General features: G+C 68.3%; 28 protein-coding genes. 12 read left to right on the forward strand and 16 right to left on the reverse strand.

Annotated features, from left to right (window positions below; genetic code table 11):
* The first annotated feature begins 37 nt into the window (after nt 1-37).
* The 3 genes from D6850_RS00300 (at nt 38) to D6850_RS00310 (ending at nt 2,140) form a co-directional block, all read left to right on the forward strand.
* Nucleotides 38-493 (forward strand): Lrp/AsnC family transcriptional regulator, encoded by a 456-nt coding sequence (locus D6850_RS00300; protein WP_121162971.1) that lies wholly within the window; start codon nt 38-40, stop codon nt 491-493.
* A complete protein-coding gene (locus D6850_RS00305; protein ID WP_121162972.1) occupies nt 490-948 on the forward strand; it encodes an Lrp/AsnC family transcriptional regulator in 459 nt (152 codons plus the stop codon). The genes D6850_RS00300 and D6850_RS00305 overlap by 4 nt, the downstream gene beginning before the upstream one ends.
* 64 nt (nt 949-1,012) lie before the next feature.
* Nucleotides 1,013-2,140 (forward strand): aminotransferase class V-fold PLP-dependent enzyme, encoded by a 1,128-nt coding sequence (locus D6850_RS00310; RefSeq protein WP_121162973.1) that lies wholly within the window; start codon nt 1,013-1,015, stop codon nt 2,138-2,140.
* 80 nt (nt 2,141-2,220) lie between these two features.
* Here D6850_RS00310 and D6850_RS00315 read toward each other — a convergent pair whose 3' ends face one another.
* The 3 genes from D6850_RS00315 to D6850_RS00325 all read right to left on the reverse strand — a co-directional run bounded on the left by D6850_RS00315 (nt 2,221) and on the right by D6850_RS00325 (nt 4,413).
* The gene (locus D6850_RS00315) at nt 2,221-3,417 is read right to left on the reverse strand and encodes a UbiH/UbiF family hydroxylase (protein ID WP_121162974.1); all 1,197 of its coding nucleotides are present in this window, start codon (nt 3,415-3,417) and stop codon (nt 2,221-2,223) included.
* 39 nt (nt 3,418-3,456) lie between these two features.
* The gene (locus D6850_RS00320; protein ID WP_121162975.1) at nt 3,457-3,675 is read right to left on the reverse strand and encodes a hypothetical protein; all 219 of its coding nucleotides are present in this window, start codon (nt 3,673-3,675) and stop codon (nt 3,457-3,459) included.
* 93 nt (nt 3,676-3,768) lie between these two features.
* Nucleotides 3,769-4,413 carry a pyrimidine 5'-nucleotidase gene (locus D6850_RS00325; RefSeq protein WP_121162976.1) on the reverse strand — a complete coding sequence of 215 codons (645 nt, stop codon included), beginning with the start codon at nt 4,411-4,413 and terminating at the stop codon, nt 3,769-3,771.
* Nucleotides 4,414-4,542: 129 nt separating this feature from the next.
* Here D6850_RS00325 and D6850_RS00330 point away from each other — a divergent pair, with 129 nt between their 5' ends.
* On the forward strand, nt 4,543-5,187 hold the full coding sequence (locus D6850_RS00330; protein ID WP_121162977.1) for a GntR family transcriptional regulator: 645 nt from the start codon (nt 4,543-4,545) through the stop codon (nt 5,185-5,187).
* Here the strand turns inward: D6850_RS00330 and D6850_RS00335 are convergent.
* Both D6850_RS00335 and carA read right to left on the reverse strand, forming a co-directional pair.
* A complete protein-coding gene (locus tag D6850_RS00335) occupies nt 5,128-7,074 on the reverse strand; it encodes a glycosyltransferase (RefSeq protein WP_121162978.1) in 1,947 nt (648 codons plus the stop codon). The two genes, D6850_RS00330 and D6850_RS00335, sit on opposite strands and share 60 nt — an antisense overlap.
* 95 nt (nt 7,075-7,169) lie before the next feature.
* Entirely contained in the window at nt 7,170-8,318 is a 1,149-nt protein-coding gene (carA, locus tag D6850_RS00340; protein ID WP_121162979.1) for a glutamine-hydrolyzing carbamoyl-phosphate synthase small subunit, read from the reverse strand.
* A gap of 236 nt (nt 8,319-8,554) precedes the next feature.
* Here carA and D6850_RS00345 point away from each other — a divergent pair, with 236 nt between their 5' ends.
* The gene (locus D6850_RS00345; protein WP_121164954.1) at nt 8,555-9,022 is read left to right on the forward strand and encodes a GatB/YqeY domain-containing protein; all 468 of its coding nucleotides are present in this window, start codon (nt 8,555-8,557) and stop codon (nt 9,020-9,022) included.
* Nucleotides 9,023-9,034: 12 nt separating this feature from the next.
* Here D6850_RS00345 and D6850_RS00350 read toward each other — a convergent pair whose 3' ends face one another.
* Nucleotides 9,035-9,535 carry a DUF2244 domain-containing protein gene (locus D6850_RS00350; protein ID WP_121162980.1) on the reverse strand — a complete coding sequence of 167 codons (501 nt, stop codon included), beginning with the start codon at nt 9,533-9,535 and terminating at the stop codon, nt 9,035-9,037.
* A gap of 215 nt (nt 9,536-9,750) precedes the next feature.
* Between D6850_RS00350 and rnr the strand changes: the two genes are divergently transcribed.
* Nucleotides 9,751-12,006, forward strand: coding sequence for a ribonuclease R (gene rnr / locus D6850_RS00355; RefSeq protein ID WP_121162981.1), 2,256 nt, complete (start codon nt 9,751-9,753; stop codon nt 12,004-12,006).
* Between the two features lie 61 nt (nt 12,007-12,067).
* Here rnr and D6850_RS00360 read toward each other — a convergent pair whose 3' ends face one another.
* The 3 genes from D6850_RS00360 to D6850_RS00370 are packed head-to-tail and all read right to left on the reverse strand — an operon-like array spanning nt 12,068 to nt 13,893.
* Complete coding sequence (locus D6850_RS00360; RefSeq protein WP_121162982.1) at nt 12,068-13,141, reverse strand: 5-(carboxyamino)imidazole ribonucleotide synthase; 1,074 nt, start codon at nt 13,139-13,141, stop codon at nt 12,068-12,070.
* Complete coding sequence (gene purE / locus D6850_RS00365; RefSeq protein ID WP_121162983.1) at nt 13,134-13,622, reverse strand: 5-(carboxyamino)imidazole ribonucleotide mutase; 489 nt, start codon at nt 13,620-13,622, stop codon at nt 13,134-13,136. Before purE ends, D6850_RS00360 begins: the two co-directional genes overlap by 8 nt.
* 46 nt (nt 13,623-13,668) lie before the next feature.
* Nucleotides 13,669-13,893, reverse strand: a complete 225-nt coding sequence (locus D6850_RS00370; protein WP_121162984.1) for a YdcH family protein — start codon at nt 13,891-13,893, stop codon at nt 13,669-13,671.
* Between the two features lie 181 nt (nt 13,894-14,074).
* On the opposite strand from D6850_RS00370, the gene D6850_RS00375 reads away from it, so the two are divergent.
* From D6850_RS00375 to D6850_RS00395, 5 genes are all read left to right on the forward strand, one after another.
* Entirely contained in the window at nt 14,075-14,503 is a 429-nt protein-coding gene (locus tag D6850_RS00375) for an Hsp20 family protein (RefSeq protein ID WP_121162985.1), read from the forward strand.
* 4 nt (nt 14,504-14,507) lie between these two features.
* Nucleotides 14,508-14,735, forward strand: a complete 228-nt coding sequence (locus D6850_RS00380; protein ID WP_121162986.1) for a DUF1150 family protein — start codon at nt 14,508-14,510, stop codon at nt 14,733-14,735.
* 402 nt (nt 14,736-15,137) lie between these two features.
* Nucleotides 15,138-15,845: a DUF484 family protein gene (locus D6850_RS00385; RefSeq protein ID WP_121164957.1), complete on the forward strand. Its 708-nt coding sequence runs from the start codon at nt 15,138-15,140 to the stop codon at nt 15,843-15,845.
* Complete coding sequence (locus tag D6850_RS00390) at nt 15,842-16,756, forward strand: tyrosine recombinase XerC (RefSeq protein WP_206019183.1); 915 nt, start codon at nt 15,842-15,844, stop codon at nt 16,754-16,756. The genes D6850_RS00385 and D6850_RS00390 overlap by 4 nt, the downstream gene beginning before the upstream one ends.
* Before the next feature lie 35 nt (nt 16,757-16,791).
* Nucleotides 16,792-17,484 carry a CDP-alcohol phosphatidyltransferase family protein gene (locus D6850_RS00395; protein ID WP_121162987.1) on the forward strand — a complete coding sequence of 231 codons (693 nt, stop codon included), beginning with the start codon at nt 16,792-16,794 and terminating at the stop codon, nt 17,482-17,484.
* Nucleotides 17,485-17,538: 54 nt separating this feature from the next.
* Here the strand turns inward: D6850_RS00395 and D6850_RS00400 are convergent, their stop codons facing one another.
* The gene (locus tag D6850_RS00400; RefSeq protein WP_121162988.1) at nt 17,539-17,994 is read right to left on the reverse strand and encodes a methylated-DNA--[protein]-cysteine S-methyltransferase; all 456 of its coding nucleotides are present in this window, start codon (nt 17,992-17,994) and stop codon (nt 17,539-17,541) included.
* A gap of 4 nt (nt 17,995-17,998) precedes the next feature.
* On the reverse strand, nt 17,999-18,790 hold the full coding sequence (gene trpA / locus D6850_RS00405) for a tryptophan synthase subunit alpha (protein ID WP_121162989.1): 792 nt from the start codon (nt 18,788-18,790) through the stop codon (nt 17,999-18,001).
* Between the two features lie 194 nt (nt 18,791-18,984).
* Here trpA and ychF point away from each other — a divergent pair, with 194 nt between their 5' ends.
* Nucleotides 18,985-20,082, forward strand: a complete 1,098-nt coding sequence (gene ychF, locus D6850_RS00410; protein ID WP_121162990.1) for a redox-regulated ATPase YchF — start codon at nt 18,985-18,987, stop codon at nt 20,080-20,082.
* A 10-nt stretch (nt 20,083-20,092) separates the two neighbouring features.
* Here ychF and D6850_RS00415 read toward each other — a convergent pair whose 3' ends face one another.
* From D6850_RS00415 to D6850_RS00435, 5 genes are all read right to left on the reverse strand, one after another.
* Complete coding sequence (locus tag D6850_RS00415) at nt 20,093-20,998, reverse strand: DMT family transporter (RefSeq protein WP_166433961.1); 906 nt, start codon at nt 20,996-20,998, stop codon at nt 20,093-20,095.
* A gap of 50 nt (nt 20,999-21,048) precedes the next feature.
* Nucleotides 21,049-21,681, reverse strand: a complete 633-nt coding sequence (locus tag D6850_RS00420) for a cysteine hydrolase family protein (protein WP_121162992.1) — start codon at nt 21,679-21,681, stop codon at nt 21,049-21,051.
* Nucleotides 21,682-21,696: 15 nt separating this feature from the next.
* On the reverse strand, nt 21,697-23,322 hold the full coding sequence (locus D6850_RS00425) for an amidohydrolase (RefSeq protein WP_121162993.1): 1,626 nt from the start codon (nt 23,320-23,322) through the stop codon (nt 21,697-21,699).
* A 19-nt stretch (nt 23,323-23,341) separates the two neighbouring features.
* Nucleotides 23,342-24,940: a 5-guanidino-2-oxopentanoate decarboxylase gene (locus D6850_RS00430; RefSeq protein ID WP_121162994.1), complete on the reverse strand. Its 1,599-nt coding sequence runs from the start codon at nt 24,938-24,940 to the stop codon at nt 23,342-23,344.
* A gap of 144 nt (nt 24,941-25,084) precedes the next feature.
* The gene (locus tag D6850_RS00435) at nt 25,085-25,630 is read right to left on the reverse strand and encodes a biotin transporter BioY (protein WP_121162995.1); all 546 of its coding nucleotides are present in this window, start codon (nt 25,628-25,630) and stop codon (nt 25,085-25,087) included.
* Nucleotides 25,631-25,646 lie beyond the last annotated feature (16 nt).

A 25,646-nucleotide genomic window follows, 5' to 3' on the forward strand; every position in this document is an offset into this window, starting at 1 on the left:
GTAATCATAACCAAGAAAAAGCTAGAGCGATAAAATCATGCTTGACGAGACGGACCGCCGCATCCTGCGCCAGTACCAGCACGACCCGGGCATGGGCCCCGCCGAACTGGCCGAGCGGGCCGCGGTGACGCCGGCGACCTGCGCCCGGCGGCTCGAGCGGATGCGCGCGGCGGGGATCATCCGCGCCAACCGCGCGGTGATCGACTGGCGCGCGCTGGGTTACGAGGTCGAGGTCAGCCTGCGCGTCGCTTTGGACAAGACCCAGCCGCGCGCCTTCGACGAATTCACCGCGGCCGCCCGCGAGGTCCCGGAGGTGGTCGAGATCCAGACGTTCCTGGGCCGGGTCGATCTGCGGCTCTACGTGATCGCGCGGGACATGGCGCATTACCAGCACCTCTATCGCAGCGCGATCCTGCCCCTGCCGCATATCGCCGACATCGAGGCCCTGATGCATGTCGCGCGGATCAAGTCGGACGAGGTGCTGCCGGTATGACCGAACTCGACGACACCGACCGGCGCATCCTGCGCGCGTTGGTCGCGGACGCCACGCAGAGCGCCAGCGCGCTGGGCCGCAGGCTTGGCCTGTCGCAGCCCGCGGTCTGGCGGCGGATCAGGCGGTTGCGCAGCGAGGGGGTGATCGCGGGCCAGCGGCTCGACCTCGACCGCGAACGGCTGGGCTTTGGCGTTACCGTCTTTCTCGGGGTCAAGCTGGCCACCAAGGGGCGGGTGAGCCTCGACGATTTCGAGCGCGCGGTGAGCGCCATCCCCGAGGTGCAGACGGTCGAGCATATCCTCGGGCTCTTCGATTACCGTCTGCGCGTCGTCGCCCGCGACATCGCCGATTTCGAGCGCGTTCTGCGCCGGCGGATCATGACGCTGCCCGGCGTCGGCGACGTCGAGGCAAACGTGCTGCTGAGCGAAGAACGCAGGCCGGGGCCGATAGGCTGAGGTGGCTGGCAAATCGCCGCACGGCGCGGTAGCCATGAGGCGAACCAGAACAGGAGATGACCCGATGACCGCCCTTCTCGATACCGTGGACCCCGATGGCCTGCAGGAATTCTCGGTGGTGTTCACCGACCGTTCGCTCAACCACATGTCGGCGCGGTTCCAGAAGGTGATGCGCGACATTTCCGACATGCTGCGCGAGGTCTACAACGCCGATGCGGTCGCGCTTGTCCCCGGTGGCGGCACCTACGCGATGGAGGCGGTCGCGCGCCAGTTCGCGACCGACGCCCATGCGCTCGTCGTGCGCAACGGGCAGTTTTCCTACCGCTGGAGCCAGATTTTCGACGCCGGGCGGTTCACCTCGGAGACGACCGTCTGCATGGCGCGCCAGACCGGCAACGGCGTGCAGGCGCCCTTTGCCCCGGCGCCGATCGAGGACGTGACCGCGAAGATCCGCGAAAGCAGGCCGGACGTGGTGTTCGCGCCGCATGTCGAAACATCGGCGGGGATCATCCTGCCGGACGATTACATCACCGCGCTGGCCGACGCCGCGCATGAGGTCGGCGCGCTGATGGTGCTGGACGCCATCGCCTCGGGCTGCGCCTGGGTCGACATGAAGGCGACCGGGGTGGATGTGCTGATCTCGGCGCCGCAGAAGGGCTGGTCGGCCTCGCCCTCGGCCGGGCTGGTGATGATGAACGACCGCGCGGCCGAGCGTCTGGAGGCGACGACATCCTCGAGCTTCGCCATCGACCTGAAGAAATGGCGCCAGATCATGAAGGCCTACGAGGACGGAGAATTCGCCTATCACGCGACCATGCCGACCGACGCGCTGCTGGTGTTCCGCGACACCATGCAGGAAACCAGGGAGTATGGTTTCGAGCGGCTGCGCGAGGCGCAATGGGCGCTGGGCGACGGGGTGCGCGCCATGCTGGCCGCGCGCGGCGTGCGTTCGGTCGCCGCCGAGGGGTTCGGGGCGCCGGGCGTCGTGGTGGGCTATACCGACGATCCCGAGATCCAGAGCGGCAGGAAATTCGCCGCTGAGGGGATGCAGATTGCGGCGGGCGTGCCGCTGCAATGCGATGAGCCGGAGGGATATCGCAGTTTCCGCCTGGGGCTGTTCGGGCTGGACAAGCTCTATGACGTGCCAGGCACGCTGGCGCGGCTGGAGGCGGTTCTCGACAAGGTGTTCTAGGCGGCCACTCGTCCAGCCCTTGCGGGCTGTCCTCGTATGGGCCGCGGCGACAGCCCGTCAGGGATGAAGGAGCGGCGTGGTCAGCCGCGCGCGCCGAGCCCCATCCGCATCAGCCGGCGGCGCACCGGCGCCAGCGCATGCAGCGCATTGAGCCCCATCGCGCGCGCGTCCCGCAGGGGGCGCGCCTGGACCATCGACGCACGGTTGAGCAGGTCGATCCCCGCCACCCGCGCGCGCACATCCAGATGCCGGGCGCGGTGATAGGCGTCCAGCATCGCCCGGTCGCCCAGCCGCTCCGGCGCGGCGATGGCGAGGTCGCGCAGCGCGCGCATGTCCGCGAGGCTCATGTTCAGCCCCTGCGCGCCGATGGGCGGGACCACATGCGCCGCCTCGGCGACCAGCGCCACGCGCTCGGCCGTCATGCGCTCGGCCAACTGGCTTATGATCGGCCAGACCGTGCGCTGCGAGGCGAGCGTGAGCGGCCCGAAGAGGTGGCAACTGCGTTCGCTCATCTCCGCTTCGAAGGCGGGGGCGTCCAACGCGGCAAGGCGGCGGATCTCGGGGCCGCGCTCCATCCAGATCACGGCGGAGGAGGGCAGGCCGTCATGATCCGGCAGCGGCACCAGCGTGAAGGGGCCGCCAGTGCGGTGGATCTCGGTCGAGACATTTCCGTGCGGGATCGGGTGGGTGACGGCGAAGGCCAGCGCCTTCTGCCCGTAGCGCGTGACCCTCGCGCCGATTCCCGCCGCCCGCCGCACGGGCGAGTTGCGCCCATCCGCGGCGATCACCAGCCGGGCGCGCAGGCGGCTGCCGTCCGACAGGCTGACGCGCGCCTCTTTCTCACGGGTCACGAGGTCGGTCGTGCCGACGCCCGGCCTGAATTCGACCTGGGGATGTCTGTCCAGATGCGCGACCATTTCGCGCCGCAAGAGCCAGTTGGGGAGGTTCCAGCCAAAGGGCTGGTCCGAGAGTTCACCCGATACGAATTCGCGGATCATGCGCGGCGCGGCGGTGTCGCCGCCCGCGTCGACGATCCGCATGACCGAAAGCGGCGCGGCGTGATCCGCGAGCCTGTCCCAGAGTCCCGCCTGTTCGAGCAGAGTGCGCGCAGGTTGCAGGAAGGCCGTGCTGCGCAGGTCCGCCCCGTCGGCGTCGCGTGTGGTCACCGGCGGCGCCGGGTCCACGCACAGGACCGAGAAGCCCGCCGTTCCGAACACCGCCGCAGCGGTCAGCCCCGCCACGCCGCCGCCCGAGATCAGGATGTCAACGCCCGTCATGCGTGTCTCCGCCGTGTTTTGGCCGCCGGGGTTGGGGCGCTATCTGCCGGTGCAGATCAGGATGAAGCTTCCGAACACGACCGGCACCAGCGCCACCGCCGGCAGATATAGTCCGGGCAGCCCCCAGACGGCAAAGCAGAGGCCCCACGCGACGATTCCGAGAATGACGGCGATCAGCGTGGTCCGGGCCTGCCGCGCCTCGGTTTCGTCAACGGCGGTCGGTGCGCCGCTGTCCGCGGTTGTTTCGGTAAGCGTCATGGGTTCCGGTCCTTTTCGTGGCCATTCTATCAGGGCTTACCTAAGCCGTGCAAACCCGCTGCGCCGCGCGCGAATTGACGCATCCCCCGCGCGTCAGAGCAGCCGCGCGAGAAACGTTGCGAGGTCGTCCGTGTGGTGGTGAATGTGCGGCGCAGGCGCGGGGGCGGGGGCGACATGCACCGTGCGCAGCCCGAGCGCGTGCGGCGCGGCGAGGTTGCGCGGGTCGTCCTCGAACATCGCCGCCTGCGCGCCGCGCAGCCCGTCGCGGGCGAAGACCGCGTCGAAGGCCGCGCGCTCGGGCTTGGGGAGGTAGCCGGCGTGCTCCACGCCGTAGACGGCGTCGAAGACCCCGCCGAGGCCGCGCGCCGCCAGCACCCGCTCGGCATAGGCGGCGGTGGCGTTGGTGTAGACGATCCGCCGCCCCGGCAGCGCGCGCAGTTGCGCGGCCAGCGCGGGGTCGGGTTCCAGCGCGTCGAAGGAGATATCGTGAACATGGGCGAGATACGGCCCCGGCTCGACCCCGTGATCGCGCATCAACCCTGCGAGCGTCGTTCCATACGTGCGCCAGTATTGCAGCCGCAGGCGGTCCGCCTCGGCGTGATCCAGCCCGAGCGCGTCCATGACAAAGCGCGTCATGCGGAGCTCGATCTGGTCGAAGAGCCGCGCGCCGGGCGGGTAGAGCGTGTTGTCGAGGTCAAATACCCACGACGTCACGTGGGCAAAGGCGTGTTTGGGCATGCGCGCATCCTATCGCGGCGACCGGCGCGCCGAAAGCGCCGTTTGGCGGGGCGGGAAATCGGCAATTCAGCTTTGCCGCGAAACCCGGTAGGGTCGCGGTCACCGGGACGCGCTGCAAGGAGGGCGCCGATGAAATCCGCACAGACCGACGCCTATTCGCTGATCCTCGAGGCGATCGACGTCGGCATCTTCAAACCCGGCGACCGGCTGGTCGAGAGCGACCTCGCCGAGCGGTTCGGCGTGTCGCGCACCCCCATCCGCGAGGCGTTGCAGCGGCTTGAGACGCAGTCGCTGCTGACCCGCGACGGGCGCAGCCTGATCGTGGCCTCGCTCGATCACAACCAGATGGCCGAGCTCTACGCCGTGCGCGCCGAGCTCGAGGGACTCGCGGCGAGCCTTGCGGCGCGGCACGCCTCGCCCGAGGAGGTCGCCGTGCTGCGCGACATGGTCGAGCAGGACCGCGCCCTGGTGGGCCGACCCGACGCGATGGCGCGCGCCAACCGGCGGTTTCACAAGCAGGTTCATCTTGCCTCGCACAACCGCTTCCTCGTGCAGCAGCTCGACCTCGTGCATCGCTCCATGGCGCTGATGGCGACCACCTCGCTTGCCGCAGAGGGGCGCGATTCGACCGCGATCAAGGAACATGACGCCATCGTCAGGGCGATCGAGGCGGGCGATGACGCGGCGGCGCGCGCCGCGCTCTGCGCGCATATCTCAAAAGCGTTCGTGACGCGCCTGAAGTTGGATTCCGGCGAGGTCAAATCGACGCTTTAGCGCGCCCTTCGCCGAAGCGCGCGCATGGGCGAGCGAATGGCCGTGGCTCGTCTTGTCCCAGAAGAAGGGCGCGAAGACGAGTTCATACAGCGCCTTGTAGGCCGCGACCGTCCCGAGCGGCGTGTAGAAATGCATCGTCGGCGCCCAGGCCATCAGGTGTCGGTGATAGCGGCCCGACACCGCGATCAGGTAGATCGCGATGTTGAGCAGCTCCACCGCCAGGAACAGCCGCCCCAACCCGACCAGCACGCCACGGCCCAGGAGCGGATCGAGCGGATGCGGCAGCCCCAGCAGCACCAGCCAGAAGGACCACAGGAACGGCGCGAGGAAGAACTGCGACAGCGCGGCGACGAAATGCGCCTGGAATCCCCAGAATTTCCACGGCCCCAGTTGCGACAGGAGCAGCCGGGGCCGGCGCATGTGCACGAGGTATGTCGTCATGTAGCCCTTGAGCCAGCGCGAGCGTTGCTTGACCCAGGGCCAGACGCGGCAGTTGGCCTCCTCGCCGGTGACGGTGCCGATGATCTCCGTGCGATAGCCGTGCCGCGCGAGGCGGAAGCCGAGATCGGCGTCCTCGGTCACGTTATGCGCGTCCCAGCCGCCCAGTTCCTCGAGCGCGTCGCGCCGGAAATAGAGCGTCGTGCCGCCCAGCGGGATCGCCAGCCCCATACGCGCGAGGCCCGGCAGCATGACGCGGAACCAGGCGGCGTATTCGATCGTAAAACAGCGCGCCAGCCAATTCTGGCGCGGGTTGTAGTAATCAAGAATGCCTTGCAGGCAGACCACGTCCGGCGGCGCCGCCTGGAATCGGCGGGCGACCTGGGTGATCTGGTCGGGGTCGGGGCTGTCCTCGGCGTCGAAGATGCCGATGATGTCGCCCTCGCAGAAGTCGAGCGCATAGTTCATCGCGCGCGGTTTCGTGCGCGGCTGTCCGTCCGGCACGATCACCGCGCGCATCCACGGCGGCAGGTCGATCTCGGCCAGGGTCTGCTGCGTCATGCGGTCGTTCTCCTCGAGCACGAGCACCACGTCGAGCAGGCATTTCGGATAGCTGAGCCGCGTCAGCCGGGTGATGAGCGCATGCGCGATCTCGGTCTCGCGGAAGAGCGGGACGAGGACGGACACCTTGGGCAGCTTCTGCGTGGCCGAAGCGTGCGGACGGTCGTCCTCGACCCGGCCCAGCGTCATGCGCGCGATGAGCGCGCTGGCGCGCAGCCCGAAGGACACGATGAGCGTGAGCGCGGCCCAGCCGGCGAAGACGGCGAAGACGGCGGTGGGGAAAAGCAGCGTCAGCACCAGCCCCGCCGCCATCGCGGCCAGCGTGATCGCCAGCCGCCGGTAGGGCGTGTTGCGCCAGGTGCGGAAGCTCTCGGCCTCGGGGACGCGGGCCTGCGCGGCGTATGTCAGCGTGGCCCGGTTGAGGTTCGCGACCTCTGCCTGGATGGTGTGGCGCGGGGCGATTGTCAGCGGCAGGTCGGCCATTCCCTCGGGCAGCGCGGTTTGGAGCGCGCGCCGGCTCTCGGGGTCGGCGACGGCGATCCGCTCGATCCCGTCGGGGCCGCTCAGCGGCACTGCCGCGTGTTTCAGCAGGTGCCGGGGATCGGTCCCCGGAACCGCGCGTGCGCCGCGCGCCAGTTCATCGGCGCCGATCACCGTGGCGTCCGCGCGCCGGGCCTGCGCCGCCATCAGTTCCGCAGGGTTGACCAGCCCCTCGGCGTCGAGCACGCGAGCCAGCGGCGCGTCGCAGTGATCCTGCACCATCTGCGCCAGCGTGGCGTCGTCGTGCGACAAGACGCCGGCGCGCACGAGATCGCGCCCCAGATCGCCGAGCGCGCCGGCAGAGTCCCGGAACTGCGCGTCCAGCTGCCGCAATTCTGAAACACCCATAGGATAGCCTTCGTCGGTTAATGCGCCGACGAGTTTCGGTCATATGGGTTAACGATGTGTAAATGGAAGGTTAACCAACGGTTAACCCCGCGGCGTCACCCCGCCATCGACTCCACGAAGCGTTCGAACAGGTAATAGCTGTCCTGCGGGCCGGGACTGGCCTCGGGGTGGTGCTGCACCGAGAAGACCGGGCGGTCCTGCAGGCGGATGCCGCAGTTCGACCCGTCAAAGAGCGACACGTGCGTTTCGGCCACGCCGGTGGGAAGGCTCTGGCCGTCGACCGCGAAGCCGTGGTTCATCGAGGTGATCTCGACCTTGCCGGTCTCCATGTCCTTGACCGGGTGGTTCGCGCCGTGGTGACCGTGGTTCATCTTGACCGTGCGCGCCCCCAGCGCCAGGGCGAGCATCTGGTGCCCGAGGCAGATGCCGAAGACCGGCAGATTCGCCTCGAGTATGCCGCTGATCGCGGGCACCGCGTATTCGCCCGTGGCCGCCGGGTCGCCGGGGCCGTTCGAGAGGAACACGCCGTCGGGATCATGCGCGAGCACCTCGTCGGCGGTCGCCGTCGCGGGCAGCACCGTCACTTCGCAGCCCGCGCTGGCGAGACAGCGCAGGATGTTGCGTTTCGCGCCGTAGTCGACCGCAACGACCTTGTGCCGCGGGTTCGTCTGGCGCGCGTATCCGTCGGGCCAGGCCCAGCGCATCTCGTCCCAGCGGTAGGACTGGGCGCAGCTCACCACGCGCGCGAGGTCCATTCCCACCAGCCCATTGAAGCCGCGCGCCTTCTCGATCAGCGCGGCCACGTCGAAATTGCCGTCCGGGTCATGCGCAAGGGCGGCGTGCGGCGCGCCCTGCTGGCGGATCGCGCGCGTCAGGCGGCGGGTGTCGACGCCGCCGATGGCGATGCGCCCGCGCCGCGCCAGCCAGTGCTGAAGCGTCTGCGTGCTGCGCCAGTTGCTTGGCGCGGTGGGGTCCCACTTGACGACCATGCCCTCGGCGAAGGGCTCGGCGGTTTCGTCATCCTCGGGGTTCACCCCGGTATTGCCGATATGCGGGAAGGTGAAGGTCACGATCTGCCCGGCATAGCTCGGGTCGGTCATGATCTCCTGGTAGCCGGTCATCGCGGTGTTGAAGCACAGTTCCGCCACCGTCACGCCCGTCGCGCCGAAGCCGCGCCCGTAAAACACCGTCCCGTCGGCGAGAGCGAGGCAGGCGGTGGGGTGGTTCGGGGGGGTATCTGCCATGCGATGCTCTCCGGGCGCTGAAGCGGGCGACAAATCTGCGCTTGTCTAGGCGCGCGCCCCGGCAGGGTCAAGGGCCGGACCGGGGCGGGCGCGACCGTCACGCCAGCGGCACGAGGTTGTTGCAAGCGGCGTTGAGACTATATAAATGCCCATGCTCATGGCCGCCCCGCCGGATGGATGGCGCGCGGCGCGAAGTCAGGCGCATGATGCGCGCAGACCCCGAGGATGAACATATCATGACATTGCGAGAACGTGTTGGCGCGTCGCTCAAGACGGCCATGAAGGAAAAGGACGTCAGCCGGCTGGCCACGCTGCGGCTGATCAACGCCGCGATCAAGGATCAGGACATCGCCGCGCGCGCGCAGGGCAACGAGGATGGCGTGGGCGATGCGGAGGTCCTGGCGATTCTCGGCAAGATGACCAAGCAGCGCCACGAATCGATGCGCGCCTACGAGGAGGGCGGGCGCATCGACCTTGCCGAGCGCGAGCGCGAGGAGGTCAAGGTGATCGAGGAATTCCTGCCCCGCCAACTGAGCGGCGAGGAGGTCGAGGAGGCGGTCGAGCAGGCCATCGCCGAGACCGGCGCCAGCTCGATCCGCGACATGGGCAAGGTCATGGGCCAGCTCAAGCAAAACTATGCCGGGCAGATGGATTTCGGCGCCGTCGGTCCGCGGATCAAGGACCGGCTCTGCAGCGGCGGCTGAGCCGCCGCTCGTCTAACGGGTCGCGCGCGCTCGTGACAGTTCCCGCAGCAATTCGGAATAGAGCGCCTTGCGCTCGTCCTCGGAGAGAAACGCGCCGATCTCGACCTCGCGCCCCGCGCCCCTGAGCGTGAGGTAATGCGGCACCGGGCCTCCGGTCGGATACATGTCGACCTGCGCCCAGTAGCTGTTGCAGTCCCACTCGCGCACCTCGCCCCGCGGGTCGGTACGGGTCAGGTGAATCGCTTCGGCGTCGATGGTCAGCGCCTCGTGCACCCGGCCGCTGGCGTATGAGCGTTTGAGCGCCCACCAGAGCCCCGCCACCGCCAGCGCGAGGAACGGCAGCAACCCCCAGAGCAGGGCGGTGCCCAGCAGCGGGAACAGCGGCAAGGAGATCATCGCCGCGGTCAGCGCCATGAACCCCGCGAAGCCGCGCCGCGGCAGCGATCTGTAGGGCCAGAGATCGAGCCGCGCGACCTTGGAGCCGACGGCGGGCGGGGACCATTCGTAGGGCATGCGCGAGTATCTAAAGCGTTTCGACCGGCCGAAAAGTGCCGCATCGCGTGGCCGAGGTCAAACCGCCCCGGCGGCGCGTGATCCGCTTATGTGCGCCGGGGCGCGCGCATTTTCACCCGTTGCGCGCTCAAAGGCCGGGGCGTGCCCCCGACCCCCGGCGGATTTCCGGCGGAGCCCCCATTCCGCCGGCCCGCGGATCGTGCTAGGCCCGCGTCATGAGCACCCTGCCCACACGCGACGAGATCCTGCAATGGATTTCGGACAACCCGACGCTGACCTCCAAACGCGACATCGCCCGCGCCTTCGGCGTCAAGGGCGCGGCGCGGATCGATCTCAAGCGCATCCTGCGAGAGCTCGAGGCCGAGGGCCATCTCGAGAAGCGCCGCAAGAGCTACCGCGATCCCGATCGCCTGCCGCCGGTGAGCGTGTTGCAGGTGGGCGAGGTGACGCCCGATGGCGACCTGACGGCGCGCCCGATGGAATGGCAGGGCGAGGGGCCGGAGCCGCTGATCCTGCTGATCCCGCGCGCGGGGGAGCCGGCGCTTGCGCCGGGCGACCGCATCCTCGCCCGGCTGAGCGAGGTGAAGAACGAGCCGCACGCCTATGAGGGGCGGCTGATCCGGCGTATCGGGATCAACCCGCGAAAACTGCTCGGCGTCTTTCGCAAGACCTCGGAAGGCGGGCGCATTCAGCCCGTTGACAAGGGCCAGGACCGCGAATGGCGCGTCGACGAGAAATCGACCGGCGGGGCGAAGGACGGTGAGCTGGTCGAGGCCGAGCAATTCGGCCCCAAGGACCGCATGGGCCTTCCGCGCGCGCGCGTCTTGCAGCGCCTGGGCGACCCGAGCGCGCCGCGCGCCGTGTCGCTGATCGCGATCCACCAGCACGGCATCCCCGACGATTTCCCCGACGCGGCGATCACAGAGGCCGACGCGATGAAGCCCGCGGGCCTCAAGGGGCGCACGGACCTGCGTCATCTGCCGCTCGTCACCATCGACCCGTCGGACGCGCGCGACCACGACGACGCCTGTTTCGCCCATGCCGACGACGACCCCAATAACGAGGGCGGCCACGTGATCTGGGTCGCCATTGCCGACGTCGCGCATTACGTGACCCCGGGAAGCGCGCTCGACCGGGAGGCGCGCAAGCGCGGCAACTCGAGCTATTTCCCCGACCGCGTGGTTCCGATGCTGCCGGACCGGCTGTCGGGCGATCTCTGTTCGCTGCACGAGGGCGTGCCGCGCGCCTGCATCGCGGTGCGGATGGTGGTGAACGAACAGGGCGAGAAGATCGGCCAGGACTTCGTCCGCGGGCTCATGCGATCGGCCGCGTCGCTGAACTACCGCGAGGTGCAGGCGGCGATGGACGGCGCCCCGAACGAGAAATGCGCGCCCCTCATGGACGAGGTGATCGCGCCGCTCTACGCCGCTTACGAGGCGCTGAAGCGGGCGCGCCGGTACCGCCAGCCGCTTGATCTAGAACTGCCCGAACGCAAGGTGGAGCTGAGCGAGGAAGGCAAGGTGCTGAGCGTGAGCTTTGCAGAGCGGCTGGACGCGCACAAGCTGATCGAAGAATTCATGGTGCTGGCTAACGTCGCCGCCGCCGAGGTGCTGACGGCGAAGAAATCGCCGCTTCTCTTCCGCGTCCATGAGGAGCCGACCGAGGAAAAGCTCGACACGCTGCGCGACGCGGCCGAGGTGGCTGGGCTGACGCTGGCGCGTGGGCAGGTGCTCAAGACGCATCACCTCAACGCGCTCTTGCGGGGCGCGGCGGGCACGGAACATGCCGAGCAGATCAACATGTCCACCCTGCGCGCCATGACGCAGGCCTATTACGCGCCGTCGAATTTCGGGCATTTCGGCCTCGCGCTGCGAGCCTACGCGCATTTCACCTCGCCGATCCGGCGTTACGCCGACCTTGTCGTGCACCGCGCGCTCATCTCCGCGCATGGCTGGGGCGACGACGGGCTGCCGCCGGACGCCGAGGACCGGCTCGAGGCGACGGCGGAGCATATCTCGGAGACCGAGCGCCGCTCGATGATGGCCGAGCGCGACACCAATGACCGCTACCTCGCCGCGTTCCTGAGCGAACGGGTGGGCGAGGAATTCACCGGGCGGATCAGCGGCGTGGCGCGGTTCGGCGTTTTCGTGCGGCTGGACGAAACCGGGGCCGACGGGCTGATCCCGATCCGCAACCTCGGACGCGAGTACTTCCACTTCGACGCCGAGAGCGCGACGCTCATGGGCGCCGATTCGGGCCGGGTGATCGGGCTGGGCCAGCGCGTGACCGTGCGGCTGGCCGAGGCGGCGCCGGTGACGGGGGGGATCGCGCTCGACCTCGTCAGCGTCGAGGGCAAGGCGGTCGCGCGCGGCCCCTCCAAGGGCCGCGGCAAGCCGCCCAAACGCAAGCTGGGCGCGGCGAAGAAGAAGGCGGCGAAGGCCCGCAAGAAGGTGAAGCGCAGCCGCAAGTGACGGGCGCGGCGCAAGACTATTCCAAATAGTCCTGCCAAAACTCTTCGAAGAGTTTTGGCCGTCACGCCGGGCCGGTCACCCGGTTCACATGTCCCATCTTGCGGCCCGGCTTCACCTCGGCCTTGCCATAGAGATGAAGCGCGGCGTTCCCTTCCCGCGCGAGTGCCGGCACGCGGTCCATGTCGTCGCCGATCAGGTTCTCCATCACCACGTTCGAATGCCGCGCGCCATCGGCCAGCGGCCAGCCGGCGACGGCGCGGATGTGCTGCTCGAACTGGTCCACCGCGCAGCCGTTCTGCGTCCAGTGGCCCGAGTTGTGCACGCGCGGGGCGATCTCGTTCACGATCAGGCCGCCGGGCGTGACGAACAATTCCACGCCCATCACGCCGACATAATCCAGCTTGTTCAGGATCTTTGCCGCCAGCAGCACCGCGTCGGCGCGCTGCGCGGCGCCAAGGCGCGCGGGCACGGTGGTGGTGCGCAGGATGCCGCCCTCGTGGACGTTCTCGCCCGGATCGAAACAGGCCACGTCGCCGCCGAGACCCCGCGCCGCGATGACGGAAACCTCGTGGCTGAACTCGATGAACCCCTCGTAGATCGCCGACGCGCCCTGCATCGCGGCGAGCGCGCCCTCCGCGTCGCCCGGCGCGCGCAGACGCGCCTGCCCCTTGCCGTCATAGCCGAAGCGCCGGGTCTTGAGGATCGCGGGCAGGCCGATCTCGTCGATGCTCTGCGCGAGGTCGACCGCGTCATCCACCGCCGCGAAGGGCGCGGTGGCGAGGCCGAGATCGGTCAGGAACGCCTTTTCGACCAGCCGGTCCTGGCTCACCCGGAGCGCGTTGCGACCGGGGCGGACGGGTTTCAGCGGTTCGAGGATGTCGAGCGCGGAAGTCGGGATGTTCTCGAATTCGTAGGTGATGACGTCGGCGGCGGCGGCGAAATCGCGCAGCGCGTCCGCGTCTTCATACTCGGAACGGAAATGGTTGTTGGCGACGTGGCTTGCGGGGCAGTCGCCGCCGGGCTCGAAGATGCAGGTCCTGAACCCCAGCCGCGCGGCGGCGACCGAGAGCATCCGGCCCAGCTGGCCGCCGCCCAGGATGCCGATTGTGGCGCCGGGTGCGAGCGGCTCAGTCATCGCGCGGCTCCTCGGGGATCGAGGCCGAGAGCGCGGCGCGCCAGGCGTCGAGCCGCCGCGCCAGCGCGGCGTCCCCGTTGGCGAGGATCGCGGCGGCCAGCAGCCCGGCATTGGCGGCTCCCGCCGCGCCGATCGCCATCGTCGCGACCGGGTAGCCGCGCGGCATCTGCACGATCGAATAGAGACTGTCGACCCCCGAGAGCGCCCGCGTCTCGATCGGCACGCCGATCACCGGCACGCGGGTCTTGGACGCCATCATGCCCGGCAGATGCGCCGCCCCGCCCGCGCCCGCGATGATCGCGCCCAGGCCGCGATCCGCCGCCTCGGCCCCGTAGGACCAGAGCCGGTCCGGCGTGCGGTGCGCCGAGACGATTCGCGTCTCGAAACCCACGCCGAGCGCATCGAGGATCTCCGCGGCCTCTTTCATGGTGGGCCAGTCCGACTGGCTGCCCATGATGATTCCCACGCTGATATCCGCCATGCCGCGCCCCCTGTCCTGAGGGGCGCACTATACGCATCACATGAGGCTAGGCAATGATGTCCGGCAACAGCCGGTCCTCTATGTAGGCGATCATGTCCTTGAGGCGCAGTTTCTGCTGCTTCAGCCGCTTGACGGTGAGCGGATCGCGCGCGCCGCGCTCTTCCAGCGCGGAAATCGCGTCGTCAAGATCGCGGTGCTGGCGGCGGAACTCCTCGAGCTCCACGCGCAGCACCTCGTCCGACTTCATCGACAGATCGCCAAATGCGTTCATGGCCCAAGGAGCCCCCAAAACCGCTGTGGCCCTTAATATAGAGGCTCGCGCGGTTTTCGCATAGCCCCCGCGCGCCGCCCTTGCGCGGCCCCGAAAGGGCGCCCATATTCATTGGCGAAGGCGGGTCGCCGTAACGGGGCCCTGTCTGAACGGACGGTCGCTTAATCGCAAGGACGAGTCGATGACGAAACTGACCCTGGGGGCGCACCCCTACATGCTGGGCTTCGAACAGCTCGAGCGGCTGCTGGAACGCAGCGCCAAGTCTGGAAACGAGGGGTATCCGCCCTTCAACATCGAACAGACCAGCGAGAATTCCTATCGCATCACCCTGGCCGTCGCCGGGTTTTCGGAGACCGAGCTGTCGGTCACCGTGGAGGACCGCCAACTGGTCATCCGCGGACGGCAGGCAGAGGACGATGGCGGGCGCATCTTTCTGCACCGCGGCATCGCCGGACGGCAGTTCCAGCGGTCCTTCGTTCTCGCCGACGGAGTCGAGGTGGGCGAGGCGATCATGGAAAACGGTCTGCTGCATGTCGATCTCACGCGCGCACAGCCGGAAACGGTCGTGCAGACCATCCAGATCAACAAGCCGTCAAGGGGAAAGGAGTAACGTCATGGACACGAACTACGATTTCGGCGCGGGCGACGAGAACCGCATCGCCTATATCCGGTCGGTCGACGTGGCCGAGCTGCCTTCGGAGATCCGGTCGCAGGTCCAGGGGCTGGGAACGATCTACGCGGTCCACAGCGCCGAGGGCGAACGGCTCGCGCTGGTGCGCGACCGCAAGCTGGCCTTCGCGCTGGCGCGCCAGCACGACCTTCTGCCGGTGACGGTGCATTGACGGCGCAGTCTGCGTTGAGGGAGTTTCCCGGGCGCAGGCGCGCTTGAGGTCGCGAACCTGGCGCAACACGTACTTGTCGATGCAAATGCTTGCGAGGCCGCGGGTGACGCGGCCTCTGGATAGGGCCGTTGAGGCCACCGGCCGAATCTTCAGTCATGAAACGCTAAGACAAACGGCGCATTGTAGCTGTACCGCGTCAGCATAATTCCCCATTCCAGACGGTCCGGGCGTCCCGGCGGGCCCGCCGGGAAGGGCCGGCGCGATTGGCGCCGGCCTTTGGGCTTGTTTCATTTCGCACCAGGGCGGCCGGCGCATCCAATTTTTCCGCTCAACCTACGATTCAGGTGAAGATTTCGCTGCATCCACATGCTATAGAACGCAAAACAAGAAAACGAGACGGTCATGAGCAGCACCCCCAAGATGGATGCAAAACTGCGCGAGCGGATCATCAGTCAGCCCGATGTCATCCTTGAAGATCAGGATCTTATGCGCGCGCTCATTGCCGCCAACGAGCGCGCGATGGGCGGCAATATCGTCGATCTGCGCGGCATCGCGATGGACCGGCTCGAGGCGCGGCTGGACCGGCTCGAGGATACGCATCGCTCGGTGATCGCGGCGGCCTATGACAACCTCGCGGGGACGAATCAGGTGCATCGCGCGATCCTGCGGATGCTCGACCCGGCGGAGTTCGAGGCGTTCCTGCGCGACCTGGGCGGCGAGGTGGCGCACATCCTGCGGGTCGACGCGATTCGGCTGGTGCTCGAATCCGTGCAGAACGACGAGGACCCGGCGGTCAAGCGTCTGGACGACGTGCTGACCGTGGCCGAACCCGGTTTCGTCGAGCGATACCTTACCGGCGGGCGCAACACCGGCCAGCGGCAGGTCACACTGCGGCAGGTGCACGAGAGCGCCGGCCATCTCTTTGGCGGCGACGCGCCCTTTATCCGCTCGGAGGCGTGCCTGCGGCTCGATTTCGGCGAGGGGCGCCTGCCCGGCATGCTGGTGATGGGGGCCGAGGATCCGCACCAGTTCAGCCCGCAGCAGGGAACCGACCTACTGGCGTTCTTCGCGGGCGTCTTCGAACGCTCCATGCGGCGCTGGCTGTCATGATCTCGCCCGCCGCGCGGGACGCCCTCGCGGGCTGGCTCGCCGCGGAACGCGCGCTCAAGGGGGCGGCGGAGAACACCATCGCGGCCTATACGCGCGACGTGGCGGATTTTCTCGCCTTCATGACCCTGCACAAGGGCGGGCAACAGGGGCTGTCGCCGCTCGCGCGGATCGGCACGGCGGACATGCGCGCCTGGATGGCGCATACCCGCGGGGACGATGTCGGGCCGCGCTCGCTTGCCCGCAAGCTGTCGGCCGTCAAGTCCTTCTATCGCTGGCTGAGCGAGCGCGAGGGGTTCGAGCCGACTGCCGTGCTCGCCACGCGCTCGCCGCGGTTCCAGCGCAAGCTGCCCCGCCCGCTGAGCGAGGACGCGGCGCGCGACGTGCTGGATCAAGCGCCGATGCAGTCGCTCACGCCGTGGATTGCGGCGCGCGACGGGGCGGTGGTGACGCTGCTCTACGGTTGCGGGTTGCGCATCTCCGAGGCGCTGGCGCTCTCGGGGGGCGATCTGCCGCTGGGCGAGGCGCTGCGCATCATCGGCAAGGGCGGCAAGGAGCGCATCGTGCCGGTACTGCCCGCCGCGCGCACGGCCGTGGCGAATTACGCGCGTCATTGCCCCTTCGACCTTGGCCCCGATACGCCGCTCTTCTACGGCGCGCGCGGCGGCCGGCTGTCGCCGCGCCTGGTGCAGAAGGTGATGGAGCGGGTGCGCATGCAGCTTGGCCTGCCCGCCACCGCGACGCCGCACGCGATGCGCCACAGCTTCGCCACACACCTGCTGAACGCGGGCGGCGATCTGCGCGCGATCCAGGAACTGCTGGGCCACGCGTCCCTGTCGACGACGCAGGCCTATACGGGCGTGGACAGCGCGCGGCTCTGGGAGGTCTATCAGCGCGCGCACCCCAAAGCCTGATTGCCCGCGCCGGCCCAAGCCCCTATAGGGACGCCATGACACGTGAAATGAAAGCCCTCGCCGTTCACCTGTTCACCGCGACAGGCATCGTGTTCGCCATGTTGGCCATGCTGGCCGCGGCGGACGAGAAATGGGGGCTGATGTTCGTCTGGCTGGTCGTCGCCTTCGCCGTGGACGGGGCCGACGGCCCGCTGGCGCGCAAGTACGAGGTCGATCGCTATGCGCCGCGCTTTGACGGCGTGTTGCTCGACATGATCATCGATTTCATCACTTACGCCTTCATTCCCGCCTTCGCGCTGTTCAAGTCCGGCCTGCTTCCGGGCTGGACGGGATGGGCGGCGATCATCCTCATCACCTTCGCCAGCGCGATGTATTTCTGCGACAAGGGCATGAAGACCGCCGACAAGTCCTTTGAGGGGTTTCCCGGCTGCTGGAACATGGTGGTGCTGGTGCTGTTCGCGACCGAGCCGCCGTTCTGGTTCACGCTGGGGCTGGTCGCGGTGCTGGCCGTGGGGATGTTCCTGCCGCTGAAATTCGTGCATCCGGTGCGCACGAAACGCTGGCGCGCGATATCACTGCCGATGATCTTCGCCTGGACGTTCTTCGCGGGCTGGGCCGCATGGGTCGATTTCCACCCCGAAAGCTGGGCGCATTGGGGGCTGGTGGTGAGTTCCGTGTATCTGCTGTGCGCCGGGGTGGTGCAGCAGATCGTGCCCGAGCGGGGGTGAGGCCAAGACTTTTCAAAAAGTCTTGGCAATTCTCTTCTCAAAGAGAATTGGCGCTCAGATCAGGAGGCCGGCCGCGCCCTCGTGCCGCAGGAGCCACACTTTCGTCTCCACCCCGCCGGCGCCGGAAAATCCGCCAAGGCCGGTTGCGCCCAGCACCCTGTGACACGGGATCATGATCGGGATCGGGTTGCCGCCGCAGCCCGCGCCGACCGCCTGTGCGGGCGCGCCGAGTGCGCGGGCGATGTCGCCGTAGCTGCGGGTTTCGCCAAAGGGAATCGCGGCGATCTGCGCGCAGACATCGCGCTGGAAGCCGGAGCCTTCGACGCGCAGCGGCAGATCGAATTCCGTCAGCGCTCCATCGAAATAAGCGGTGAGCTGTCGGCGGGCCTCGTCCAGCTCTGGCGTGCTGTCCTCGGCATCGGCCGCGCCCCAGTCGAGCGCCGTGATCGCCCCGTCACGCGCGGTGATCGTGAGCCGACCCACCGGTGATGCGAACCCGGCGCAGGCCATTGGCTCAGGCCGAATGCGCGCCGTCGGCGAGGCCCTTGACGAAGCTCAGCACGTCCGCCGGGCTTTCACCTTCGCCGACCTTCGCCACGATGGCCGAGCCGACCACGGCGCCGTCGGCCACGCCGGCGATGGCGCGCGAGGTTTCCGGCGTGCGGATGCCGAAGCCGACGATCACCGGCAGGTCGGTCTGCGCCTTGATGCGCGCGACCTCGGGGCCGACATCGCCCGCCTCGGCGGCGGCGGCGCCGGTGATCCCGGTGATCGAGACGTAATAGACGAAACCGCTGGTGTTCTCGAGCACCTTTGGCAGGCGCGCGTCGTCGGTGGTGGGCGTGGCGAGGCGGATGAAGTTCAGCCCCGCCTCCTGCGCGGGGATGCAGAGTTCGTCATCCTCCTCGGGCGGCAGGTCGACCACGATCAGCCCATCGATCCCGGCCGCCTTCGCATCGGCCAGGAACCGCTTCACGCCGCGGCTGTAGATCGGGTTGTAATAGCCCATCAATACGATCGGCGTCGCGTCATTGTCCTTGCGGAACTCGGCCGCCAGGTCGAGCGTGCGTTGCAGCGTCATGCCCGATTTGAGCGCGCGCTGCCCGGCGATCTGGATCGTCGGGCCGTCGGCCATCGGGTCGGTGAAGGGCAGGCCCAGCTCGATGATGTCGACGCCGGCGGCGGGCAGGCCCTTGACCAGCTCGAGCGAGCGGTCGTAATCCGGATCGCCCGCCATGACATAGGCGACGAAAGCCTTTTTTCCGGCGGCTTTCAGGTCTGCGAACTTGGCGTCGATACGGCTCATGGCGTTGCTCCCGCATGTCTTTGGCAAGCGGTGTGCCGAATTCGCGGACCGAAGGCAAGTTGAGACCGCGGTGCGGTGAGTATTTGTGGAACATTGAAAGACGGTCAGGGCCGTGTGGCCTCCCGCGAAAAGCCGTGTTGCAGGACCGGTGCGAAACGGCTTAGAAGCCGCTGCAATCACCGGAAGGGATCGTCATGGGCTTCAAGATGGGAATCGTGGGTCTGCCGAATGTCGGCAAATCGACCCTGTTCAACGCGCTGACGCGCACCGCGGCGGCGCAGGCGGCGAATTTTCCGTTCTGCACGATCGAACCCAACGTGGGCGACGTGGCCGTGCCCGACGCGCGGCTCGAGAAGCTGGCCGAGATCGCGGGCAGCAAGCAGATCATCCCGACGCGCATGACATTCGTGGACATTGCCGGGCTGGTGAAGGGCGCGAGCCGGGGCGAGGGGCTCGGCAACCAGTTCCTCGCCAATATCCGCGAGGTGGACGCGATCGCCCACGTTCTGCGCTGTTTCGAGGACGGGGACGTGACCCACGTGGAGAACCGTGTCGACCCCGTGGCCGACGCAGAGACCATCGAGACGGAACTGATGCTCGCCGATATCGAAAGCATCGATAAGCGCCTTCAGAACATCGTGCGCAAGGTGCGCGGCGGCGACAAGGAGGCGGTTCAGCAGGAACGTCTGCTGCGCGCCGCGCTTGCAGCGCTCGAAGATGGCAAGCCGGCGCGCGTTGTCGATGTGGACGCCGAAGACATGCGCGCCTGGAAGCAGTTGCAACTGCTGACCACCAAGCCCGTGCTCTACGTCTGCAACGTGGGCGAGGAGGACGCGGCGGAGGGCAACGCTTTCTCGGCGCGGGTGGCCGAGATGGCGGCGGCGGAGGGCAACGCGCATGTCGTCATCAGCGCGCGGATCGAGGAGGAGATCAGCCAGCTCGACGCCGAGGAGGCGCAGATGTTCCTCGAGGAGATGGGCCTGCACGAGGCCGGGCTCGACCGGCTGATCCGGGCGGGCTATACGCTATTGCATCTCGAGACCTATTTCACCGTCGGCCCCAAGGAGGCGCGCGCCTGGACGATTCCCAGCGGCGCCACCGCGCCGAAGGCGGCCGGCGTGATCCACGGCGATTTCGAGAAGGGCTTCATTCGCGCGGAAACCATCGCCTACGACGATTTCGTCACGCTGGGCGGTGAGCAGGCGGCCAAGGAGGCGGGCAAGATGCGCGCCGAGGGCAAGGCTTATGTCGTGCGCGACGGCGACGTGCTGCATTTCCTCTTCAACACCTGAGCAGCGCGTCTCAATGCGTGTCGAGCGGCCCGGTTCCGGCGACGCGCCGGGCGCGGCGGCGCTCGGACACCGACATGGCGATCCCCGACGCCACGATGATGCCGATCCCGGTCCAGCCGAGCGCATCCGTGCTGTCGCCCCAGAGCAGCATGGCCCACAGGCTTGCGAAGATCAGGAACGCGTATTCGAACACCGCGACGAAGGATGACGTGCCGATCCGGTAGGCGTTGGCGATCAGCGTGACCGCGATAACCGCGCCCCCTGACTGGAGCGCGGTGAGCAGCAGGAAACGTGGAGTCGGCGTCACCCAGCCCTGGGTGATGAAGTCGGTCCGCGCCTCCGCTCCCGGCAGCACGGTGGTCACGCCCAGCATCACCGCGCCGATCGTTCCCATCGTCAGAAATATTCCGAAGGCCAGCGTCATCGCGCGCTCATTCGCGCAGAGATGCCGGGTCATCAGCACGCCCATGCCGTAGAACAGCCCCGCCCCCAGCGGCATCACCGACAACAAGGTGAGGTTCCCGACATCCGGGCGCAACAGCAGCAGCGCCCCGGCGAAACCGGCGACGATGGCGATCGCCTGGATCGGGCGAATCCGCACGCCCAGCAGCGCCGCCGACAGCAGCAGCACCCAGAGCGGCGCGCTGAACAGCCCGCCGCTGGCCTGCGCCACGGGCAGCGCCCCGAGGCATCCGAAATAGATCAGCAGCCCGCCCGCCACGGTCATGCTGCGCAGCGCCACGTATCGCGGCCGCACGGGTCGGATCGACCGGTTCGAGAGGCGCGCCGCAAGCAGCAGGAGCGGCAGCGCGATCAGCGCGCGAAAAACCTGGAACTGCCAGAGCCCCGCCTCCTGGCTGACCGCGTAGACGAAATTGTCCGTCAGGCTGAGGATCGCGGTGGCCGCAAGCGCCATGCACGCTGCCTGCGTGTCGCGACCGTTTTCCAATTTCCGCCCTCCTCTCGTCAGGCGGCCGACGTATCGCGCATCGCCTTCAACACACTCGCCAGGGAGCATACGGCGCCGCGTTGCAGATATTCCATAGCCCTCAGCGCCGCGTCATGCGCCTCGCGGCTGGATCCCGCGACGCAATCCTCGATCACCCGGCAGAAATAGTCGCCCTGGTGCCCGTCCACGAAGGTGTAATGCACGCAGACATCGGTGAGACCGCCGGTCAGTATCAGCGTCTGCACGCCGAGGCCGCGGAGCAGGATCTCCAGGTCGGTGCCGTAGAAGGCCGAGTAGCGCCGCTTGGACACGCGGTAGTCGTTCTCGCGCATCCCCATCTCCTCGCGCGCGAAATCGGTGAGCGGGTTGTCGTCGAGGCAGTGGATGTCCTCGTCCCCGTCAAGTTCGCGGCCGATGTCGCTGAGGTCGGCGCGGTGGATCTCCTGGATGAAGATCACCGGGATATGGGCCGCGCGCGCGGCGTCGATGGCGGTCCGCGCACGGGCCATGCGCTCGGCGTAGTCGGGCATGTGGGCGATCGCGCGCTTTTCGTCGGGGATCGGGGCGAAGGTCGATTTCTGTATGTCGATCACGATCAGCGCGGCTTTGCCCTCTATCAGCGCGCGGCGGTTTTCCTGTCCGTGCATCATCGCGTCGGCCTTCCCTCAGAGCCCGCCATGCACCGCCCGCCCGCCGACATAGGTGGCGACCACGGTGATGTCCTTGATCTCTGTGCTGTCGACCTCGAAGATGTCGCGGTCCAGCACGCAGAAGTCGCCCAGCATTCCGGGGATGAGCCGTCCCTTGAGGTGTTCCTCGCGCCCCGCGAAGGCGCCGAGCGTGGTGTAGCATTCCACCGCCTCATGCACGCTGATCGCCTGCGCGGGATCGAGACTGGCGCCCGAGGCGGTCACGCGGTTCACCAGTGAATGGATGCCGCGCATCGGGTTGGGATGGCAGACGGGCGAATCCGAATGGCCCGGCGCGATGACGCCTGCGTCGATCATCGCGCGGTGCGGCCACATATGCGTCATAGCCTCCGCGCCGCGGTTGCGGATATAGGCGTCGCCGAGGTCATAGGCGAATCCGGTCGCGGATGAGCAGATCACCTTCATGGCGCGCAGCCGCTCGAGGATCGCGGGGGTCACGTTGCAGCAATGCTCGACCCGCATCCGGTGATCGTCGCGGGGGTGCCGCTCGAGCGCGGCCTGGAACCCGTCGAGCACGAAGTCGATGCCGCGATCGCCCACCCCGTCCGCGCCCACCAGCAGTCCGGCGGCATGCGCGCGGGTCACGCGCTCGTTGAAATCGCCCTGTTCATAAAGAAGCATCCCGCGGTTGTCGTCCGGTTCTCCCAGCACCTTGTCGCCGATATAGGGCGTGTAATAGGCCGCCGTGCGCCCGCTGGTCGAACAATCCGGGCACCACTCCACGCCGGTGAGGCGCAGCCATTCGTCCCCGAACCCCGTGCGCCAGCCCGAGCGGATGATCGCGTCGATCAGATCGTCCTCGCGTCCGCTGGCCAGAAGCCCGACGCGCAGGCGCAGCCGGTCCGCCTCGCGCATCTTCTGGTAGGCTATGATCCCGTTGGTCGAGGCGAGGCTGTTGTGAACCGATGTGATGCCGTAACCCACAAAGCGTTCGAACACCTTGACCAGCCCGTCGGCGAACTGGGCGGGCGTGTAGGATTGCTGGATGTGGTTCACCACCACATGCGCCGCCGTCTCGCGCAGCAGGCCGGTCAGGCGTCCGGTTTCGGGGTCGCGGTCGAGCTTGCCGAAGGGCGGATCGCCGCTTTGCTCGTCAAAACCGACCGCGGCCAGCGCGGCGCTGTTCGCCAGCCCGATATGCCCGTCGCGCCGGTAGAGGAACATCGGATGATCCCCCGCCGCCGCGTCCATCTCATCGCGGGTGGGGTAGCCGCCCATCGCGATGTCGTCGAACCCGAAGCCGACGAACCATTCGCCGGGCGGCTTCGCCTTCACGTCTTGCGCGATCCGGCGCAGCAGCGCGTCCTTGTTCTGTTTGATCTCGGCCATGTCGAGCCAGCGGCCCAGCCGCGCGCCGTGCATGTCCGGGTGGCAATGGCTGTCGATCAGCCCCGGCAGGACGGTGCGCCCGCCGCAGTCGATCACCTGCGCGCGCGGGGCGAAATCGCGGATCTCCCGCGTGGTCCCGATGGCGGTGACGCGTCCTGACGCGAGCGCCATCGCCTCGCAGAAGCCCGCCTTGCGGTCCATGGTCGCGATCTTGGCGTTCAGAACGATCGTGTCGGCGGTCTGGCTCTGCATGTGGTTCTCTTCCCGCTGGTCAACCGGCCGGCGCCAGCATGTCGGCTTCCTGCACCTCGATCAGCGTCGGCGCGTCCCGATCCTGCGCCGCGACGAGCGCGGCCTTCAATTCGTTGAGCGTCGCGGGCCGCTCGGCGTGGCAACCGTAGGACCGGGCCAGCGCGGCGAAATCGGGATGGGTCGGATCGCAGGCGATCGGGTTCATGCCCGCGTCGCGGAAATTCATCGCGATCATCTCATAGGCGGCGTTGTTCCAGATCACGACGGCGACCGGCAGTTTCGCCTGGACCGCGGTCGACAGTTCGTTGATCGTGAACTGCACCCCGCCATCGCCCAGCAGCGCCACGATGGGCCGGTCGGGCGCGCCGAGCTTCGCGCCGAAGGCGGCGGGCAACGCATGGCCCAGCGTGCCGAACCCGGTCGCGGCGGTCGCGAAGCTGCGCGGCGCGGGCGGGTGGAAGTGGTCGGGCGCGGCATAGGCGGGCTGCACCGAATCCCCCACGAGGTAGAGATCCGGCAGCGCCTCGAGCATGGCGGCGTGAAAGGCGCCATAGCCGCGGTCGGGCAATTCCGCCATCGCGGCGTTTGCGCTCGCGGTGCGGTCTGCGCCGCCGTGCGCGCCCTTCTCGACCAGCGGCAGCAGGGCCGCGGCAAAGAGCGCCGCATCGGCATGGATGGCGATCGCCGGGCGCGCCATCCGCGTCAGTTGCGCGTTGTCGAGATCGACGCGGATCAGATCGCCCGTCCCAAGGTCCAGCATCTGCGCCGAGAGGGAGAAGTCATAATCCGTTTCGCCCAGTTCGGTGCCGATGGCGAGGATCGCGTCCGAGTCGCGCAAAAGCGCGCGCGCCGCCTCGGATCCGGGCCCGCCGCGCAGGTAGAGCGGATGATCCGGCGGCAGGATCCCCTTGGCGTTCTGGGTGAGCACGACCGGCGCGTCCAGCCGCTCGGCCAGTGCGCGCAAGTCGTCCGCCGCGTCCACCGCCCCGCCGCCGAGCGCCAGCGCCGGGCGCTTCGCGGCATTCAGACGCTCCGCCGCCGCGAGCAGCGCGCCCGGGTGCGGCGCGGGCCGGACGGGGGCGGGCCAGAGCACGGGTTCCACATGGCTCGCGTCGGCGGTGATGACGTCGAGCGGCACGGTGATATGCACCGGGCCGGGCCGTTCGGAGCGGAAGATCGAGAACGCCCGCGCCAACACGCGCGGCAGCTCATCGGGGCGCATCAGCACATGCGACCAGCGGCTGCATTGCTCCATCGCGCGCTCGAGGTGATGCACCTCGTGGAGACGCCCTTCGCCGAGGTTGCGGCTCGGCAGCGCGTTGTCGGCGGAAATCACGAGCATCGGTATGCTGTCCTGAAGCGCCTGACCCATCGCGGTCGCGATGTTGAGCGCGCCGGGCCCGCTTACCGTCATGCAGAGCGCGGGGCGTCCGGTGATCCGCGCATAACCGTCGGCCATGAAGCCCGCGCCCTGTTCGTGGCGCGGCGTCACGTGGCGGATACGTCCGCTTTGCAGCCCGCGATACATTTCGATCGTGTGCGTGCCGGGGATGCCGAAAGCGATGTCGATGCCGTATTCCGCCAGCATCTCCATGATGCGTTCGCCACAGGTTGTCATGATGCGCTGCTCCCCCGCTTGTGCCCTCAATGCCGACGGCAAGCTAGGCACAGCCCCCGCCAAAGGTCAATTCGGACGCGCGCCGAAGCCGCCGCGCGTCGCCGGGGCCGGGCAGGGGAGGAGAGGGGCGTCAGAAAGTCGCCCTTATCCCCGCGACAGAACCGAACCGGGGCGCGCGCGCGCCAGCGCCGCCGTGAGCATCCCGGCGATCGCCGCCTTGAGCGCGTCGCCGGGGACGAACACCGCGACCAGCAGCGCCGCCTCGCCCCAGGTCTTGCCCAGCACCAGCGCCATGCCGGTGATCCCGAAGGCGTAGAGCACGACCACCCCGCCGATCACCGACGCCACGCCCGCCGCCAGCGCCAGCGGCGCGCCGCGCCAGCGCTCGACGATCCAGCCGGTGACGAAGGCCGCCACGGGAAAGCCGACGAGGAACCCCGCCGTCGGCCCGGCGAACACGCCAAGCCCGCCGCGCCCGCCCGCCAGCAGCGGCAGGCCGAGCGCCACCAGCAGCAGGAACAGCAGCACCGCCAGCGCCCCGCGCCGCGCGCCCAGAACCGTGCCGCAAAGCATGACGCCAAGGCTCTGCGCGCTGATCGGCACGCCGAAGGCCAGCGTGACCTGCGGGATGAGCCCCAGCGCCGCGATGAGCGCGGCGAAAAGGGCGATGAGGGCGATGTTGCGTTCCATGTCGTTTCCTTGTTTT

The organism is Roseovarius spongiae (assembly GCF_003651245.1).
GTDB lineage: Bacteria > Pseudomonadota > Alphaproteobacteria > Rhodobacterales > Rhodobacteraceae > Roseovarius > Roseovarius spongiae.

Coding starts and splice junctions, on each gene's coding strand:
- D6850_RS00305 (WP_121162972.1), top strand. CDS start 490: ATGACCGAACTCGACGACACCGACCGGCGCATCCTGCGCGCGTTGGTC.
- D6850_RS00330 (WP_121162977.1), top strand. CDS start 4,543: ATGAAATCCGCACAGACCGACGCCTATTCGCTGATCCTCGAGGCGATC.
- trpA (WP_121162989.1), bottom strand. CDS start 18,790: ATGAGCCGTATCGACGCCAAGTTCGCAGACCTGAAAGCCGCCGGAAAA.
- D6850_RS00400 (WP_121162988.1), bottom strand. CDS start 17,994: ATGGCCTGCGCCGGGTTCGCATCACCGGTGGGTCGGCTCACGATCACC.
- D6850_RS00315 (WP_121162974.1), bottom strand. CDS start 3,417: ATGACGGGCGTTGACATCCTGATCTCGGGCGGCGGCGTGGCGGGGCTG.
- D6850_RS00300 (WP_121162971.1), top strand. CDS start 38: ATGCTTGACGAGACGGACCGCCGCATCCTGCGCCAGTACCAGCACGAC.
- D6850_RS00310 (WP_121162973.1), top strand. CDS start 1,013: ATGACCGCCCTTCTCGATACCGTGGACCCCGATGGCCTGCAGGAATTC.
- D6850_RS00425 (WP_121162993.1), bottom strand. CDS start 23,322: ATGCAGAGCCAGACCGCCGACACGATCGTTCTGAACGCCAAGATCGCG.
- D6850_RS00415 (WP_166433961.1), bottom strand. CDS start 20,998: ATGGCGCTTGCGGCCACCGCGATCCTCAGCCTGACGGACAATTTCGTC.
- carA (WP_121162979.1), bottom strand. CDS start 8,318: ATGGCAGATACCCCCCCGAACCACCCCACCGCCTGCCTCGCTCTCGCC.
- D6850_RS00380 (WP_121162986.1), top strand. CDS start 14,508: ATGGACACGAACTACGATTTCGGCGCGGGCGACGAGAACCGCATCGCC.
- D6850_RS00390 (WP_206019183.1), top strand. CDS start 15,842: ATGATCTCGCCCGCCGCGCGGGACGCCCTCGCGGGCTGGCTCGCCGCG.
- ychF (WP_121162990.1), top strand. CDS start 18,985: ATGGGCTTCAAGATGGGAATCGTGGGTCTGCCGAATGTCGGCAAATCG.
- D6850_RS00385 (WP_121164957.1), top strand. CDS start 15,138: ATGAGCAGCACCCCCAAGATGGATGCAAAACTGCGCGAGCGGATCATC.
- D6850_RS00430 (WP_121162994.1), bottom strand. CDS start 24,940: ATGACAACCTGTGGCGAACGCATCATGGAGATGCTGGCGGAATACGGC.
- D6850_RS00375 (WP_121162985.1), top strand. CDS start 14,075: ATGACGAAACTGACCCTGGGGGCGCACCCCTACATGCTGGGCTTCGAA.
- D6850_RS00435 (WP_121162995.1), bottom strand. CDS start 25,630: ATGGAACGCAACATCGCCCTCATCGCCCTTTTCGCCGCGCTCATCGCG.
- D6850_RS00320 (WP_121162975.1), bottom strand. CDS start 3,675: ATGACGCTTACCGAAACAACCGCGGACAGCGGCGCACCGACCGCCGTT.
- D6850_RS00395 (WP_121162987.1), top strand. CDS start 16,792: ATGACACGTGAAATGAAAGCCCTCGCCGTTCACCTGTTCACCGCGACA.
- purE (WP_121162983.1), bottom strand. CDS start 13,622: ATGGCGGATATCAGCGTGGGAATCATCATGGGCAGCCAGTCGGACTGG.
- D6850_RS00350 (WP_121162980.1), bottom strand. CDS start 9,535: ATGCCCTACGAATGGTCCCCGCCCGCCGTCGGCTCCAAGGTCGCGCGG.
- D6850_RS00360 (WP_121162982.1), bottom strand. CDS start 13,141: ATGACTGAGCCGCTCGCACCCGGCGCCACAATCGGCATCCTGGGCGGC.
- D6850_RS00420 (WP_121162992.1), bottom strand. CDS start 21,681: ATGATGCACGGACAGGAAAACCGCCGCGCGCTGATAGAGGGCAAAGCC.
- D6850_RS00335 (WP_121162978.1), bottom strand. CDS start 7,074: ATGGGTGTTTCAGAATTGCGGCAGCTGGACGCGCAGTTCCGGGACTCT.
- rnr (WP_121162981.1), top strand. CDS start 9,751: ATGAGCACCCTGCCCACACGCGACGAGATCCTGCAATGGATTTCGGAC.
- D6850_RS00370 (WP_121162984.1), bottom strand. CDS start 13,893: ATGAACGCATTTGGCGATCTGTCGATGAAGTCGGACGAGGTGCTGCGC.
- D6850_RS00345 (WP_121164954.1), top strand. CDS start 8,555: ATGACATTGCGAGAACGTGTTGGCGCGTCGCTCAAGACGGCCATGAAG.
- D6850_RS00325 (WP_121162976.1), bottom strand. CDS start 4,413: ATGCCCAAACACGCCTTTGCCCACGTGACGTCGTGGGTATTTGACCTC.